Below are 15989 nucleotides of genomic sequence, written 5' to 3'. Positions count from 1 at the left end.
CCCGCTCCCCCCCCCCCCGCCCTCCCATCCCCCCCCGCTTCTTCCCCCCCCCCCCCCCCCGCCCCTCCCCCCCCCCCCCCCCCCCCCCCCCCCCCCCCCCCCCCGGTGCGTGCTCGGCGAGTCCGAGGCAGAGCCGGAAGTCCCGGCACATCAGGGACTGTCGTGACGACCAAGGACTCTGGGTGCCGCGCCTTGGCCGGACCAGCCTGGAGTGGCCGGATCAGGCCGAGGAGGTCGGGACATGGACATGCGTTCGGGCAGTGCCGTTCGGAGGTTCGCGCGTCAGCTCTTCGCCTGGCGCAACCCGCTCGCCCGTCCCGGGGACCGGTTGGAGAGCGCGGTGGCCGTCGTCTCGGTGACGATGGCGTTGCTGGGGCTGCCCGTCGCGGCGGCGATCGGCTCGGAGGTCCACGCGCGGCAGGCCGTGGTGTCCTCGGAGGAGTTGCGCACCCGCTATGAGGTCGACGCCGTGCTGCTGGCGGACACGCCCAGCTCCGCGGGCGGCAGCGCGCACACCGCGGCGGTGACGAAGTACGACGTTCCCGCGACGTGGACGCTGCCCGATGGCAGGACACGACAGGGCGAGGTCAAGACCACCAGCGACGTGCTCGCCGGGAGCAAGGTCCGGATCTGGGTCGACGACCGGGGTTCCGTGGTGGACGCGCCGCTGACGGCCGAGGGCGCGGTGTTCACCGCGATGGTGGTCGCGATCGGTTCGTGGGTCGCGCTGGGCTGCGCGATGGCGGTGCTCTACGTGGTGGTCCGGTCGACGCACACCCGGCTGCGTCGGCAGCAGTGGGAACTGGAGTGGGCGGCGGTCGAGCCCGGCTGGCGGAAGCTCGCGTGAGGACGCACCCGCCGGCGTCGCGCCACCGGTCCGACCAACGTCGAACAGGTGGGCGCGCTCGCGGGACACCGTTTCGACCGGTGAACAGGCCGTTCTCACCTCCGGCTGATCGCCACCGGCACGACGACGACGGTGATGTGGACCTCGAGGTCGGCGGTGCCGTCCGGTCCGTGCAGGTGAACCTCGCGCGGCGGGCGGGCGCGCCTGCCGGTGGCCGTGAGCGCGGCCCCGCCCTTTGCGCGCCTCGTGTGCCTGCCCCAAGCGGCCGGGGGATATGCGTGAAGCGTGCGGGCGGTTGGGTCCACCCGGCATCAGGATCGTGCCGACATCAGGTCCACCACGCGGGTGCGGCTGCGCCCACGGACGGCGGTGAAGGCGTGGTTTCGGCGAGTGCCACTTGGTACGTCGTGGTTCGAGGGTCACCTCGTCGGGTGAGCGCGGCGCAGCGCCCAACCTCGTCACCGGGTGGGATCTTCGACCTGCGCCCACGCGGGACGGGACGACTGGAGGTGCGGTCGTGAAGGCACAATCGGGGGACTGGGTGGTTGTCGAGGGTGTCACGCTCGGCGTGCCCACTCGGCGCGGCCAGGTGGTGGAGGTGAGCCACCCCGACGGCTCGCCGCCCTACCTCGTGCACTGGCTGGACACCGGCAAGCAGACGCTCGTGTTCCCCGGCCCGGACGCCCACGTGGTGACGGCCCAGGACGAAGCACGGCGCGTCGCGGCGGCGGTCGGTGAGGCGATGCGGTGAGCTGATGAACTGGATGGGCGTTCACTGCTCGGAGTGGCGCCCGTGCTCGGGATGACGGTGGGGCTTCGGCCACGTGGTGGCGCACAGCGGACGGCGGGGGCGCGACCGTACCGAGGACACGGACGCGGCGGTCGGTGTTCGCTGGTCGGACACATCCGTCCCCGGCGTACCCGCTGGGGCGAACGCGGGCGGCACGGAGCGGGTCGGACGATCGGTCCGGCCGATGTGAAACGGGTCGATCGGGTTGATCACCGTCGGCTGTCTTGGGCGGTGGCGATGCTGGCTCGGCAGCAGCGCACGATCTGGCGGGTGGCGGGGCTGTCGGGCGTTCGCAGGCAGCGTTGGCAGTGGACGGTGACCGTGCCGGTGAGTTCGTCGACGCTGACGGAGGCGGGGCACTCGCAGTCCCGGCACCAGCGGTGGCCGGTCACGGCGATGACGTGTGCCTGGGAGTGCACGCACTGGTGCAGCCAGCGGCGGTGGACGCGACAGGTGATGCGTTCGAGCGGGTCGAACCCGGTCTCCTCGGCGTCGTCCTCGGCGGCGAGCACGGCGGCGAGCTTCGGGTCCCGGACCCCGGCGTAGGTGTCGTGTCGGGCGGTCTGCAGCAGCGTGGACATGGTCGGCTCCGTGGGTTTTCCGTTCAGGAGTCCACTGTCCGTCGCGTCACCGGCTGCCGAACACGGCACGAGGGCATCACCTCGGAAGGTCTTCGGGGCAGCCGTTCGCGCAGGTCGACCCTGCCGCAGACGGGACCAAGGGCCCGTTGGCGCGTCCACTCCGTCCGGCGCGGTTCATTCCGCTCCGGTGTGCCGAACGGCTGCCGCGTCCAAGTCGAAGCGGTCACCGCGCCCGCAGAGCCAAGCGCTGGTGGCGGACCACGCGGCCGACTGCTCGTCGTTCAGCTCCGCGGTTCGACCGCCGTCCACCGCGGCGCTCGGAACACCCCGGACCAAAGTCCCCGTCCAACGGTTCCCGGTGACTCTGTGACCCCGAACGCCGTGGCGGTGGACTGGATCTCGGAGCAAATCCCGGTCAGGAGGGGAGTACCCATGACGACGGTCGAGAGGCGTCATGTCGGCGGACTGATCCCCGAGGTGCTCGGGCTGTTCCAGGGCATCCGTCCGGTGCCGTCGCGCGTCACCCCTGCGGCACGCGGATGACGTCGCACGCCTTCGGCTGCTGCACGTCGATCGGCATGGCCACACCTCTCGTCGTCGGTGTCGGCAGCGCGTGCCTGAGACCTGCGGATGTCCCTCGACCACCGGCAGGTCCCCCGTTCGGGGACATCGCACAGGCGGGGCCGTCCTTGGACCCTCGTCGCAGAGGACCATCGACCGCTGGCGCGGGCGCGACAGCCGCTTAACGTCGGAGTCACCTGCGACGAGGGAGGTGTGCCGTGCGGGCACGAGACATCATGACCAGCCCGGTCATCACCGTGACATCGAACGTGCCGATCCGCGTGGCGGCGGCGCTGATGGTTTCACACGGCTTCACCGCGCTGCCCGTGGTCGACGCCGACCGGCGACTCGTCGGCATCCTCACCGAGGCTGACCTGCTCCGCGGCCGCTACACCGACGGGGAGCCCGGAGACGCGCCGGTGGGTGACGTGCTGACCACACCGGTGTGCGGAGTGGACCCCACCGCACCGGCCGGCCTGCTCGCCAGGGTGATGGTCGACGACGGGATCCGTTGCGTGCCCGTCCTGGACGGCCTGCGGCTGGTCGGCGTGGTGACCAGGCGTGACCTGGTGCGGGCGTTGGCCCGCACCGACCCCTCCATCGAGTCCGACGTGCGGGAACGCCTTGATGCCTACGACCCGAACGGCCGCTGGACGGTGACCGTGCACAACGGGCATGTCGACATCGGGACGACGTTCCCCGACGAACGGTCCTGGAACGTCGCCGTCGCCTTGGCCGAAGCGGTGCCGGGAGTCCTGAGCGCGTACGCGCACCAGACGACAGGCGTGGACGCGCAGCGTTGAGCGGACGTCGGAACAGCCGGCTGCGGCGGCTCAGGAGTCCGCGGTGGGCACGATCACGACTGGGCACGCTGAGAACCGCACGCAGTACGTCGAGACGCTGCCGAGCGCCACGTCGGACAGGCGGCTGTGGCCGTGGCTGCCGATCACGAGCAGGTCGGCTCGTCTCGACTCGAGCGCCAGGGTGGTGCTCGCGTCGCCGACGACGGTGACCTCGGTGACCGGAGGGGCGTTGTCGAGCGTGGCGCGGACCTGCTTGACCGCGTGGTGCAGCCCGTGCCCGAGGTGGAAGTAGCCCGGCGTGTCGGCTTGGGGCTCCCCGCCCGTGGAACGCGCGGGAACCCACTTCACCTCGGAGGGCGTGGCCATGATCGCCCTGACGCTGTTACCGGTGCGCGCCGCGTGCGTCAACGCCCAGCGCAGCGCCTTGCAGCTCGCGGCCGATCCGTTCACACCCACCACCATCATGACGGCCTCCCGATCGCACCTCCGAGCGTCCACCCGTCGTGAGCGTGTCGACAGAGGCTGAAGCCCTGGAGTGAGAGGGCTTCGGCTTCCCTTCGCCTTCGGCTGCGCGTCGTCCACCGACGTTCGCGGCGGCGTTCGCAGGGTCGAAGGTCCCAACCCATCAGGGACCGGCGTGACGACCAACGACTCTGTGGACAGACCTCGGAGCGGACGAGCCTGGGAGGTGCCGGAGCGGACGAGGAGGGCGGGACATGGACACGCGGTCGAGCCCTGCCAGACGGGCGCACCGGGCCCACGCCGGGCGCAACCCGCTCGACGAGCGGCTCGGGGGTGCCGTCGCGGTCGCCTCGGTCGCGGTGACGCTGATCGAGCTGCCGATCGTCGTGGCGATCCGGTCGGAGGACCACGCGCCGCGAGCCGCGCGCTCCGAGGAGCCACTGCGCACCCGCTACTCGGGGGAGGCGGTCCTGCCGGTCGACGCGCCCGGCTCGCCGAGCAGCGGCACGGCGATCGTCGGCTCCGGGGTGGTCGAAGACGCGGTCGTCATGGCGGCGGCCGTCGCGGTGGGCTCCTGGATCGCGCTCGGCGGCGCGATGGCGCTCGGGTACGTGCTGGTCCGATCGGCGCACACCCGGCTCCGGAGCCGCCTGTGGAGGACCGAGTGGGCTGCTGTCGGGCCCGGCTGGAGGGCGTTGTCATGACCACCTACCCCGTTCGCGTGCACGGCCGGTTCGACCCGGCCCTCAACCGCTGGTTGTGGCTGGTCAAGTGGCTGCTGGTGATCCCGCACTACGTCGTCTTGGCCTTCCTGTGGATGGCGTTCGGCGTGGTGGGGTTGGTCGCGTTCGTCGCGATCCTGGTCACCGGTCGCTACCCGCGGCCCCTGTTCGACTTCGCGCTCGGCGTGCTGCGCTGGACGTGGCGCGTGGCGTACTACTCGTTCGGGGCGCTGGCGACCGACCGGTACCCGCCGTTCAGCCTCGGCGAGGAACCCGACTACCCGGCAACGCTGGACATCGCGTACCCCGAACGGCTCTCGCGCGGTCTGGTGCTGGTGAAGTGGCTGCTGGCCCTCCCGCACCTGGTCGTCGTCGGGATCTTCCTCGGCGGTGGCGGCTACCTGGCCTTCCGGGCCGGTGAGTGGGCCTACAGCCCGGCCGGCGGCCTGGTCGGCCTGCTCGTCCTGATCGCCGGTGTGGTCCTGCTGTTCACCGGCCGCTACCCGCGCGGTGTGTTCGACTTCGTGCTGGGCATGGACCGCTGGGCGCTGCGCGTCGCGGCGTACGTCGGCCTCATGACCGACGCCTACCCGCCGTTCCGGTTCGACACCGGCGGCGACGAACCCGGCGCCGCCACCCTGGACGTGCCACCCCCGCCCGCACCGTCGGGCGGTACCGCGGGCCGTGTCGCCCCGGCGGTGATCGGCGTCCTGCTGCTCCTGACGGGCGCTGGGCTGTCGGCGGCCGGCGCGCTCGGGCTGTGGGCCGACCAGACCCAGCGCGACGCGACCGGCGCGGTCACCGCACCCGCCCAGACCTTGCGCGGCACCGGCTACGCGGTGGAGCTCGGCACCGCCGAGATGAACTGGACCGAGGCGGGCTGGGCGGTCGGCGAGGACTGGCTCGGCGCGATCGGGCTGCGGGTCGACCCGGACGCGTTCGTCGGCATCGGCCCCAGCGCCGACGTCGCCCGCTACCTGGCCGGTGTCGACCGCGACCGCGTGACCGGCTTCGGCGACCAAGCCCTCTACCAGCACAGCACGGGCACCGCGCCCGCCACCCCACCCCACGCCCAGCCGTTCTGGGTGTCGTCGGGCTACGGCTCGCTCACCTGGACCGCGCAGCCCGGCACCTGGACCGCAGTGGTGATGAACGCCGACGGCTCGCGCACGGTCGACACGACCCTCGTGGCCACCGCGACCCTGCCCGCTCTCGCCCCGGCGGCGTGGACGGCGCTCGGCGCCGGCGTGCTGCTGCTGTTCCTCGGCGGCGGTCTGGTGCTCTTCGCCGCGACCCGGCCGACCCGACCCACCGCACCTGTCCAGAACACCGTGGAAGGAGAGACCCATGCGTGAACCCGAGGTTGCCTCGCTGATGACCCGCGAGGTGGTGAAGGTCGACGTCGGCACCCCGTTCAAGGACGTCGCCGCCATTTTGACCGACGGCGCGTTCAGCGCCGTGCCGGTGGTGGACACCGACGACCGGCCGATCGGCGTGGTGTCGGAGGCCGACCTGCTGCCCAAGGAGGAGTACCGGGGCGGCACCGAACCCGGCCCGTCCGTGTTCGCCCGCCGCGACACCAAGCAGCGCTGGCGCCAGGCGAGCGGTACCACCGCGGGTGACGTGATGACCACCCCGGTCGTCACCATCGGCCCGGACGCGCCCGCGAGCGCCGCCGCGCACGAGCTGGCGGTGGAAGGTGTGCGCCGGCTGTTCGTCGTGGACGTCGACGGCAGGCTGCTCGGTGTGCTGTCCCGTCGGGACCTGCTGAAGGTGTTCCTGCGCAGCGACGAGGACCTGCGCCGCACGGTCGTGCACGAGGTCCTGCAACGGACGCTGTGGGTGGAGCCCACCGCGGTCGAGGTCCAGGTGGTCGACGGTGTGGTCACGTTGCGCGGCTCCATCGAGCGTCGCAGTGAAGCCGACATCGCGTACCGCCTCACCCTGGCGACGCCCGGTGTGGTCGATGTCCACAACCACCTGTCCCACGGCTGGGACGACACCGACACCAGTCACCGGATCGGGTGACGACGGTGCTGGACGCGGCGGAGCGCACCACGGGTGGCCTGACCTCGGCCGAGGCCGCCCGGAGGCTGCGCGAGGACGGCCCTAACGTGCTTCCCACCGGCGGCGGGGCGCACCCGGTCGTGCTGCTGCTCAAGCAGTTCGCGCACTTCTTCGCGATCCTGCTGTGGGTGGCCGCCGCACTGGCCTACGTCGCGGGCATGCCCGCGCTGTCGGTCGCGATCGCGCTGGTCGTCGTGCTCAACGGGGTATTCGCGTTCGCCCAGGAGTACCGGGCCGACCGCGCGGCGCAACGGCTGCGCGACCTGCTGCCCACCCGCGCCACCGTCCGCCGCGACGGCAAGCCGAAGGTGGTGGACGCGGCCGAGCTGGTCGTCGGCGACGAGGTCCTGCTCCAGGGCGGCGACCGCGTCTGCGCCGACACCCGCGTGGCGCAGGTCGCCGCGCTGGCGGTGGACGAGTCGATGCTCAGTGGCGAGAGCGTGCCAGTGCACCCGGCCGCGGACGACGTCGTGCGGGCCGGCACCTACGTCACGGAGGGTGAGGCGACCGTCGTGGTGACGGCCACCGGCTCCCACACCCAGCTCGCCGGCATCGCCTCGCTCACGCGCCACGCGGTCCGGCCGAAGAGCCCTCTCGCCCTGCGGCTGCACCGCGTGGTGACCGTGGTCGGCCTCATCGCGGTCGCTGTGGGCGTGGCGTTCTACGGGGTCGCGATGCTGCTGGGTCTCGATCCGACGGAGGGCTTCCTGTTCGCGGTCGGCGTCACCGTCGCGCTGGTCCCGGAAGGCCTGCTGCCCACCGTGACGCTGTCGCTGGCGCGAGCCGCCCAGACGATGGCGCACCGCAACGCGCTCGTGCGGCGGTTGGACGCGGTGGAGACGCTGGGCGCGACCACCTTCATCTGCACGGACAAGACCGGGACGCTGACCCGCAACGAGATGTCTGCGGTGCGGGTGTGGACTCCGGCCGGCGAGGTCGCGGTGGACGGGCAGGGCTACGCCCCGACCGCCCGCGTGACCGGTGAATCCGACGCCCTCGCCGCCGTGAGGACCCTCGCGGTCAGCGCCCTTCGCTGCTCGCCCACCGCGCACGTCGAGCACCGGGAACACCGGTGGCTGCCGGTTGGCGACCCGATGGAGGTCGCCCTCCACGTCCTGGCGGCACGCGTCGGCGCGGACACCACGACCCCGGCGGCGACCCGCTTCCCGTTCGACCCGCGTCGCCGCCGCTCGTCCGCCGTCGACGGTGACGGCGTGCACGTGACCGGTGCTCCCGATGCGGTGCTGCCGCTGTGCGCGCCGGCGCCGGGCGCGCACGAGGCGATCGACGCCCTCGGCGCGCGGGGGCTGCGCGTGCTCGCGGTGGCGTGGCGACCCGGCGCGGCCACCGGCTGGGAGGACGCCGAACGCGACCTGGTCCTGCTCGGCCTGGTCGCGTTGCAGGACCCACCACGCGACGACGTCACCGACTCCATCGCCCTGTGCCGCAAGGCCGGCATCAAACTCGCCATGATCACCGGCGACCACCCGGCCACCGCCCGCGCGATCGCCGCCCAGGTCGGCCTTCTCGGACCCGACCGGCTGGTGGTCGAGGGCAAGGACCTGCCCGCCGACGACGCCGCCCTCGGCGAACTGCTGGACCGCGACGGCGTCGTCGTCGCCCGCGTCACCCCGGAGGACAAGCTCCGCATCGCCCACGCCCTGCAACACCGCGGTCACGTCGTCGCCATGACCGGTGACGGGGTCAACGACGGGCCGGCGCTGCGGGCGGCCGACATCGGCGTGGCCATGGGCGCCTCCGGCACCGACGTGGCCCGCGAAGCCGCCGACCTCGTGCTGCTCGACGACCACTTCGGCACCATCGTCGGCGCGGTGGAGCTGGGCCGGGCGACGTTCGCGAACATCCGCCGGTTCCTGACCTACCACCTGACCGACAACGTCGCCGAGTTGACGCCGTTCGTGTTCTGGGCGCTGTCCGGCGGCTCGTACCCGCTCGCCCTGAGCGTCCTGCAGGTCCTCGCGCTCGACATCGGCACCGACCTGCTGCCGGCCTTGGCGTTGGGCGCGGAGAAGCCGAACCCGCGCACCATGACCGGCCCCGCGCGGACCGGTTCCCTGATCGACCGCTCGGTGCTGGTCCGCGCCTTCGGCGTGCTGGGCCCGGCCGAGGCGTTGGCGGCGATGGCGGCGTTCACGCTCGTGCTGCTCGCGGGCGGCTGGAACCTGGGCGACCCGGTGCTGCTGGCCACCGCCTCGGGGACCGCGTTCACCGCGATCGTGCTCGGGCAGCTGGCGAACGCGTTCGCGTGCCGCAGCGCCACCAAGCCGGTGAGGAGCCTGCTGGGCAACCGGCTGCTGATCGGCGCGGTGCTCTTCGAGCTGGCCGTGCTGGCCGTGTTCCTGTTCGTGCCGCCGCTGCCGGACCTGCTGGGCGGCAGCGCGCCGACCCCGCTGGGCTGGGCGCTCGCGGCGATGACCATCCCGGTCGTCCTGCTGGTGGACGCCGGGCACAAGTGGATGAGGAGGCGTTTCACATGAGCAAGCCCGTGGTCGTCGGCGTCGATGGTTCTGGGCCCGCGTTCGACGCGGTGCGGTGGGCGGCGCGGGAGGCGAGGACGCGGGACGTGCCGCTGCGGCTGGTGCACGCCGAGCTGCGCCTGCCGGGTGACGTGCTCGACGCCGACGGGCGCACCCGCAAGGCGCTGCACGAGCAGGCGTGGCAGTGGCTGCACGAGGCCGCGGACATCGCCCGTGACGTCGATCCCGACGTGCGGCTGGATGTGCACATCGAGGTCGCCGACCCGGCCCCGCTGCTGGTGGCCGAGTCGGTCGACGCGGAACTGGTCGTGCTGGCCTCGCGAGGGTTGGGCGGGTTCACCTCGATGCTGCTGGGCTCCACGGCCATCGCCGTGACCAGCCGCGGCGCCTGCCCAGTGGTCGTCGTACGCGGTGAAACGCGGCCCGGTCCCGTCGTGTGCGGGGTGGAGGGCGACAGCCCGGCCGTGCTGGCCCAGGCGTTCGACCAGGCCTCGACACGCGGCGTGCCGCTGGTGCTGGTGCACACCTGGCACGCGCCGCCCGAGCCGCTGGCCGACATGGTGGGGATCGAGCTGGCCGAGTACGACGCCGCGCAGGGCGGGGACCTCTCCGCGCTGGTGGCGCCGTGGCGGGAGAAGTACCCCGACGTCCGGCTGGAACTGGTCGTCGCCCGCGGCAACCCGGCACGAGCGCTGATCGACCGCGCCCGGGACGCCGCACTTCTGGTCGTGGGCTGCCGGGGCCGCGGCGCGCTCACCGGGCTGCTGCTGGGCTCCACCAGCCACGCCCTGCTGCACCACGCGCCGTGCCCGGTGCTCGTGGTGCGCGCGACCGTGCAGGACCTGTGATGCCCTTCTCGTTGCGCACCGACGCAACCGACCTGCACGACGACGTCCTTCTCCACGTCGAACCACGGGACCAGGGCATCACTGGGATCGTGCGACCGACCAGGAGCCGATGATGGGTGCGAAGTCCAGGCTGCGTCGCGCGGCCTACGAGGCCGAGTTGCGGCAGTTGCAGGCCGAGTTGGTGAAGGTGCAGGAGTGGGTGCGCGTCGAACGGGCGCGGGTCGTGATCGTGTTCGAGGGGCGTGACGCGGCGGGCAAGGGCAGCACCATCAAGCGGATCACCGAGTACCTCAACCCGCGCATCGCCCGCATCGTGGCGCTGCCGGCGCCCACCGAACGCGAGCGCACGCAGTGGTACTTCCAGCGCTACACCTCCCACCTGCCCGCCGCCGGGGAGATCGTGCTGCTCGACCGCAGCTGGTACAACCGCGCCGGCGTCGAACGGGTCATGGGGTTCTGCACGCCCGAGGAGCACCGCAGGTTCCTGCAGCAGTGCCCGGTGTTCGAGCGGATGCTCGTCGACGACGGGATCCTGCTGCGCAAGTACTGGTTCTCGGTCAGCGACGCCGAGCAGGAGAAGCGGTTCCGACGCCGGTTGGACGACCCGATGCGGCGCTGGAAGCTCTCGCCGGTCGACGTCGACTCGATCGCCAGGTGGGAGGACTACTCCCGCGCCAAGGACGAGATGTTCGTCCACACCGACACCGCCGAGTGCCCCTGGTACGTGGTGGACAGCGACGACAAGCGGCGAGCCCGCGTCAACATGATCGCCCACCTGCTGTCCACCCTGCCGTACTACGAGGTGGAGCCGCCCGCCTTCCGGCTACCACCACGTCCCGCGTCCACCGGCTACCACCGCACCGACCGGCGCCTGCAGACCTACGTCCCCGACCACGCGGCATCGCTGCGCTGAGCCCCGGGTCCCGCGCCACCGCGTCCGAACGTCCCGTCCGGTCGACCTCCTTCGAACCTGCCAGTGCGCCCGCGGAACGCGGAACCTGGACAGCAGAGAGGAGCTGAGTGACGTGGATTACACATCGAGGCACAAGGCGATGCTGAGGGCGGTCGCGCAGGGCAGGGGGCAACTGGTCGGAATCGGGCGTCCGAGCCTGGCGGTCGACGGGCTGTGGTGCGACTTCACCGCCACCAACGACCTCGTGCTCGGCGGCCTCGTCCGGTCGGCGGGCTCGATGGCGGTGCTCACCACCACCGGCGCGGCCGTCCTTGACCGGCTGACGAGGTAGGGACCGAAGACCCCGCGGGACCGGGCCGACCGCCGCTGTGGGCCGTCACGAAGACGCGGGACCGTGGTATCCCGCGACAGACCAGCCAGGAGTTGTGATGGGCAAGCGCGCTGCCGAGCCGACCTCGCTGACCTTCCTCGGTGCCACCGGCACCGTGACCGGCAGCAAGTTCCTGTTCGACACCGGGTCGTCCGGAGTTCTGGTCGACTGTGGCCTGTTCCAGGGACTCGCCCCGTTGCGCCGGCGCAACTGGCAGCCGCCCCGACTCGACCTCGACCGCCTCGACGCGGTCGTCCTGACCCACGCCCACCTCGATCACTGCGGCTACCTGCCGGTCCTCGTGCGCAACGGCTGGCGCGGACCCGTCTACACCACGGAGGGCACCGCCGACCTCGCCGCGATCGTGCTCGCCGACAGCGCCCACCTCATGGTCGAGGACGCACGGCAGGCCAACGAGGGCGGCTGGACCAGGCACAACCCGGCGTTGCCGCTCTACGACACCGACGACGCCGCCGCGGCCGTCCGGCTGTTCCAGACCATGGACTTCGACGTGCCCTGGCGCATCGCCCGCGGCGTCGACCTGGAGTTCGGCCGCAGCGGGCACATCCTCGGCTCAGCGTGGGCCAACCTCGACCTCGGCGGCCGCACCGCGGTCGTCAGCGGCGACCTCGGCAGGCAGCACCACCGCATCCTGCTGCCGCCCCGGCCACGTCCCGAGTGCGACGCGTTGCTGGTCGAGTCCACCTACGGCGACCGCGCGCACGACGACGAGCGCGCCACCGCGTTGCTGGCCGACACGATCCGCAGCACCGCCGCGCGCGGCGGCAGCGTGCTCATCCCCGCCTTCGCCGTCGACCGCACCGAGGTCGTCCTCATCGAGCTGGCCAAGCTCACGCGCGCCGGCGCCATCCCCGACCTGCCCGTGTTCGTGGACAGCCCGATGGCGCTCGCCTCGCTGCGCGTCTACCGCCAAGCCGTCGCCAAGGCCTGGCCAGAGGTCCGACCCGAACTGCTGCACACCCACGAGGACCCGTTCGACCCCGGCAGGCTGGCCGAGCTGCACACCGCCACGCAATCCATGACCGTCAACAACCCCGCGCAGCCCTCGATCATCATCTCCGCGTCCGGCATGGCCACCGGTGGGCGCGTGCTGCACCACCTCAAGCAGATGCTGCCCGACCCCCGCCACACCGTCCTCGTCGTCGGCTATGCCGCCGCGGGCACCCGGTCCCGGCAACTGGCCACCGGCGCCCGCGAGATCAAGATCCACGGCCGTTACGTGCCGGTCAAGGCCGAGGTCCAGGTCCTCGACGCGTTCAGCGCCCACGCCGACGCCGACGAACTGCTCGCCTGGACGACCGACGGACCAGAACCCGGCACCACTTACCTCGTGCACGGCGAACCCGAGGCGTCGACGGCCCTGGCTGCCCGACTGTCCGCTGAACACGGCTGGAACGCGGTCGTGCCCCGTGACGGCGAGCGGGTCCTGATCTGATCACGCCATAGCGGGCACCACGCAGGGTGACGTTGGCGCGTGCACCATGGGGCGCGGACGAGCAGATAGCCGTCGCGTGCGTCGCGTCGAACTGGCTGAGCGCCCCCTCCGGCCGTCTCCGCCCCGACTTCGCGGCGACCGTGGTCGAGGGCGGTGGTCACTACCTCGACACCTCGCTCCGCCGCACGGCGAGTCGCGGCGGGGGCAAGTCCGTCCTCCGCGAATGCCCGGATGCCGAGCGCTCGTCGGGAAACGCCTCGACGGTGGGAGTGCGTCATCGTCCCGGTCACCGACAAGCCGTAGCGGCGCGCCGCCGTGGAGCTCGTGCCGTCGAACCCCAACGCCGGCCGATGTCCGTGCGACCGCTTCCGCAGCATCCAAGGCGGGCCGACTTCGACGCTGCCGCACTCGGCAGCCGAACAGCGTTCGTCGGAGGGCGGCACGGCATCCGACTCGGACTCCGACAGGGCCCCGGTCGGAGGACTCTTCCCTGGCGGTACCAACGGCCGCGTTGAGCGGTTCGGGGCCCGCCTAGCGTTGGGAAGGGGCATGAGGAGCTTGGAGGTGCAGTATGGACGGACCGGTGGTGGTCCGGCACACCGGAACCTCGGACGGGCCGGTCGTCGTGGGAATCGATGGTTCTCCGGTCGGTCACCGCGCCACCGCTTCCGCGTTCGAGGAGTCCGCACCACTGACCACCGTGATCCCTCGCGACGAATTCGTGCAGGACACTGCTGACGGCTCACTTCGACTCGTGGCGGGCTGGGGCGGGGGCCAGGCGGAGGGGCGTCCGGCGCCTGCGGAGCGGCCGGTCGGGTGGCGGGAGACGCACCCGGATGTCGCCGTCGAGCGTGAAGCGGGGCGGGGGCGTCCGACGCGGGCATTGCCAGACGTGGCGCGGCACCGGCTGCTCGTCCTGGGCAGTCGTGGGTACGGCGGCTCCGCCGGAATGCTGCCCGACTCCACCAGCCAGGCGCGGGTCCAGCACGCGCGCTGCCCGCTCGCCGTGGTGTGGCGGACGGAGGCGGAGCGGTGAAAGCCGAGGTCGGGGACTGGGTGGTGATCGAAGGCGTCACGCTGGGCGTGCCGACTCGGCGTGGACAGGTGGTGGAACTGCGCCATCCCGACGGGTCGCCGCCGTACCTCGTGCACTGGCTCGACACGGGCAAGCGGACACTGGTGTTCCCAGGGCCGGACGGCCGTGTCGTGACCGCCGAGGAGGAGGCGCGGCGTGTCGCCGCGGCGACGGAGGCGTTCGTGCCGTGAGAAGCCTGTCCGGGCTCGTCTTCCCTGTCGTGGTCTTGCCGCCGCCAGCGTGAGCGGGGTGCTGTGGTGGCCGGATCGGACTGCCGCCTCCCCGGTCCACCGCGCCGATCCGGTCGCGGGCCGGTCCGCCGGTACGGGTGTGCGTCGTTCACGTCGTGCGTGCTGTTCGTTGGTGCTGGCGGGGTGCGGACCGTCCGGTGGACCGCCTGCCGGCACCACCTCGTCCGCTCCGACGTCCGCTCCGGTGTCGCGTCCGCTCACGGTGGTGTCCGGCACGGTGAGGGCCAGGGCGAGGCGCGGTGTCTGCTGTTGGACGCGAACGGGAGTCAGTACCTGCTCCTGGCGGCGGCGATAGCCCCTGACGCTGCACGGACCCGGACCACCGGAATCGGCGACGCCCCGGATCGTGGCCCGGTCGAGGGTGGCCGTGCCCGGCGATCAGGCCTGCTCACCGGCTCCACCAGGTCGGCCACGAGGGGCGCGCCGGGAACCCGGCACGGCGTGGGAAGCCACCACCGATGACCTCCGGCCGGTGAAGCGCACCGGATGTCCGCCGTCGCCGGCCGCCCTGACCTAAGTCCCTCGCACCGGGCCCTTCCGGCCCTGAACTCCGTCGCGTCGCCCGCGTCCGCGGCGCCGGTCATCGATGCCGCTTCCGAGATCGGGTCCCAGGACCCGGTCGATTCGGCTTTCCTGGTCGTGCCGAAGTCGAAGGCCGTCCGCAGCGGGAGTTCGGCGTTCGGATGGTTCCCACACCTGGGAGCCGTGGTGGCGGGGCTGAGGTCGGGCGGAGTTTCGACGCTCGGCTCCGGATTCGCTCCATTGATCTTGCCTGGCATGCAAGAAGCCCGGCCTCAAGATCGAGGACCGGGCTTCTGAGCTGCGTTTATAGATGGTGGACGATACTGGGATTGAACCAGTGACCCCTACCGTGTCAAAGACGAGGGGATCTGGCTCTGACCTGCGCTTTTCCGGCTCGCGCAGGTCAGAGCCGGTCGTTCCTCACGGTCAAACCGAGTTCCGACGCATTCCACCGCGTTCACGTCGCCGCCAGATCGCCGTTTGATCTTTGTACTGTGTCTCTCTGCGGGCCGAAATCATCGGAGCGCATGACCGCCTGCTTCGCCTCGTCGGTAACGACTGGGCCGGAGACGTCTACAAGAGGTGGAGGCTCGATCGGCCGCCGCATCAGGACTCCAGTGATCTGCACCCGCTCCTGCGGGAAGACTGTTGTGGTCGCAGTGTGGTCGCGTCCCGCGGGTCAGGCGACGTCGGCCTCGTTCAGGGCGTGGGCGATGACGTCGATGGCGTCGTGGGCGACCTGTCGTATCAGGTGGCCTTCGACTCCGTGGTGGTGGACAGGGTCGAGTGGCGCATCGCGCGGAAGATCACGGCGGACGGCACGCGTGAGTTGAGCACGGTGGTGGCGGCGAAGTGCCGTAGGTCGCGGCGGAGTTGAGGGCGTTGCGCAGGGCGGCCGATGGTCCGTCGTACCGGGAGATGGCGCGGCGGGCGCACTACTCGTCGTCGGCGTTGGCCGACGCCGGATCCGGTGCTCGATAGCCGCGAGTACGTAGAGGCGGGTGCCGTTGAGGGTGCAGGTCTCGAAGAAGTCGCAGGCCAGGAGTGCGTTGGCGGCCTGGGAGCGGAGGAAGCTGACCAGGTAGTGGCGATGCGCTGGGGCGCCGGGTTGAATCCGGCATCCTTGAGGATCTGCCATACCGTGGAGGCTGTGACCTTGATGCCGAGGACGAGAAGTTCGCCGTAGATCCGGCGGTGGTCTTGCTCGTTGATCAAGCATCAAG

General features: G+C 71.9%; 16 protein-coding genes. 14 read left to right on the top strand and 2 right to left on the bottom strand.

Annotated elements, in window-relative coordinates:
* Positions 1 to 241: 241 nt before the first annotated feature.
* Positions 242 to 847: an Rv1733c family protein gene (locus ACZ7GX_RS28770; protein WP_498781115.1), complete on the top strand. Its 606-nt coding sequence runs from the start codon at positions 242 to 244 to the stop codon at positions 845 to 847.
* A gap of 517 nt (positions 848 to 1364) precedes the next feature.
* The gene (locus ACZ7GX_RS28765) at positions 1365 to 1598 is read left to right on the top strand and encodes a DUF1918 domain-containing protein (RefSeq protein ID WP_498781113.1); all 234 of its coding nucleotides are present in this window, start codon (positions 1365 to 1367) and stop codon (positions 1596 to 1598) included.
* Between the two features lie 248 nt (positions 1599 to 1846).
* Here the strand turns inward: ACZ7GX_RS28765 and ACZ7GX_RS28760 are convergent, their stop codons facing one another.
* Positions 1847 to 2218, bottom strand: a complete 372-nt coding sequence (locus tag ACZ7GX_RS28760; RefSeq protein ID WP_498781111.1) for a hypothetical protein — start codon at positions 2216 to 2218, stop codon at positions 1847 to 1849.
* A gap of 779 nt (positions 2219 to 2997) precedes the next feature.
* On the opposite strand from ACZ7GX_RS28760, the gene ACZ7GX_RS28755 reads away from it, so the two are divergent.
* Entirely contained in the window at positions 2998 to 3582 is a 585-nt protein-coding gene (locus ACZ7GX_RS28755) for a CBS domain-containing protein (RefSeq protein WP_498781110.1), read from the top strand.
* A gap of 30 nt (positions 3583 to 3612) precedes the next feature.
* On the opposite strand, the gene ACZ7GX_RS28750 is transcribed toward ACZ7GX_RS28755, so the two are convergent.
* Positions 3613 to 4032: a universal stress protein gene (locus tag ACZ7GX_RS28750; protein WP_498781109.1), complete on the bottom strand. Its 420-nt coding sequence runs from the start codon at positions 4030 to 4032 to the stop codon at positions 3613 to 3615.
* A 266-nt stretch (positions 4033 to 4298) separates the two neighbouring features.
* Here ACZ7GX_RS28750 and ACZ7GX_RS28745 point away from each other — a divergent pair, with 266 nt between their 5' ends.
* From ACZ7GX_RS28745 to ACZ7GX_RS28695, 11 genes are all read left to right on the top strand, one after another.
* Positions 4299 to 4748, top strand: a complete 450-nt coding sequence (locus ACZ7GX_RS28745) for a hypothetical protein (protein WP_498781107.1) — start codon at positions 4299 to 4301, stop codon at positions 4746 to 4748.
* Positions 4745 to 6121, top strand: a complete 1377-nt coding sequence (locus tag ACZ7GX_RS28740; protein ID WP_498781105.1) for a DUF4389 domain-containing protein — start codon at positions 4745 to 4747, stop codon at positions 6119 to 6121. The genes ACZ7GX_RS28745 and ACZ7GX_RS28740 overlap by 4 nt, the downstream gene beginning before the upstream one ends.
* Entirely contained in the window at positions 6114 to 6794 is a 681-nt protein-coding gene (locus tag ACZ7GX_RS28735) for a CBS domain-containing protein (protein ID WP_498781104.1), read from the top strand. The genes ACZ7GX_RS28740 and ACZ7GX_RS28735 overlap by 8 nt, the downstream gene beginning before the upstream one ends.
* On the top strand, positions 6791 to 9331 hold the full coding sequence (locus ACZ7GX_RS28730) for a cation-translocating P-type ATPase (protein ID WP_498781102.1): 2541 nt from the start codon (positions 6791 to 6793) through the stop codon (positions 9329 to 9331). The genes ACZ7GX_RS28735 and ACZ7GX_RS28730 overlap by 4 nt, the downstream gene beginning before the upstream one ends.
* Positions 9328 to 10179 carry a universal stress protein gene (locus ACZ7GX_RS28725; RefSeq protein WP_498781101.1) on the top strand — a complete coding sequence of 284 codons (852 nt, stop codon included), beginning with the start codon at positions 9328 to 9330 and terminating at the stop codon, positions 10177 to 10179. Before ACZ7GX_RS28730 ends, ACZ7GX_RS28725 begins: the two co-directional genes overlap by 4 nt.
* A gap of 109 nt (positions 10180 to 10288) precedes the next feature.
* Complete coding sequence (gene ppk2 / locus ACZ7GX_RS28720) at positions 10289 to 11092, top strand: polyphosphate kinase 2 (protein WP_498781100.1); 804 nt, start codon at positions 10289 to 10291, stop codon at positions 11090 to 11092.
* Between the two features lie 112 nt (positions 11093 to 11204).
* Positions 11205 to 11423, top strand: coding sequence for a hypothetical protein (locus ACZ7GX_RS28715; RefSeq protein WP_498781098.1), 219 nt, complete (start codon positions 11205 to 11207; stop codon positions 11421 to 11423).
* Between the two features lie 97 nt (positions 11424 to 11520).
* The gene (locus ACZ7GX_RS28710; RefSeq protein WP_498781096.1) at positions 11521 to 12918 is read left to right on the top strand and encodes an MBL fold metallo-hydrolase RNA specificity domain-containing protein; all 1398 of its coding nucleotides are present in this window, start codon (positions 11521 to 11523) and stop codon (positions 12916 to 12918) included.
* A 571-nt stretch (positions 12919 to 13489) separates the two neighbouring features.
* The gene (locus ACZ7GX_RS28705; RefSeq protein ID WP_498781094.1) at positions 13490 to 13954 is read left to right on the top strand and encodes a universal stress protein; all 465 of its coding nucleotides are present in this window, start codon (positions 13490 to 13492) and stop codon (positions 13952 to 13954) included.
* Positions 13951 to 14184: a DUF1918 domain-containing protein gene (locus tag ACZ7GX_RS28700; protein WP_498781093.1), complete on the top strand. Its 234-nt coding sequence runs from the start codon at positions 13951 to 13953 to the stop codon at positions 14182 to 14184. The genes ACZ7GX_RS28705 and ACZ7GX_RS28700 overlap by 4 nt, the downstream gene beginning before the upstream one ends.
* Positions 14185 to 15427: 1243 nt before the next feature.
* Positions 15428 to 15643 (top strand): hypothetical protein, encoded by a 216-nt coding sequence (locus ACZ7GX_RS28695; RefSeq protein ID WP_498781092.1) that lies wholly within the window; start codon positions 15428 to 15430, stop codon positions 15641 to 15643.
* Positions 15644 to 15989 lie beyond the last annotated feature (346 nt).

The sequence above is a fragment of the Actinosynnema sp. NPDC037264 genome, from assembly GCF_055603705.1.
This window is presented reverse-complemented; position numbering and strand designations above follow the sequence as displayed.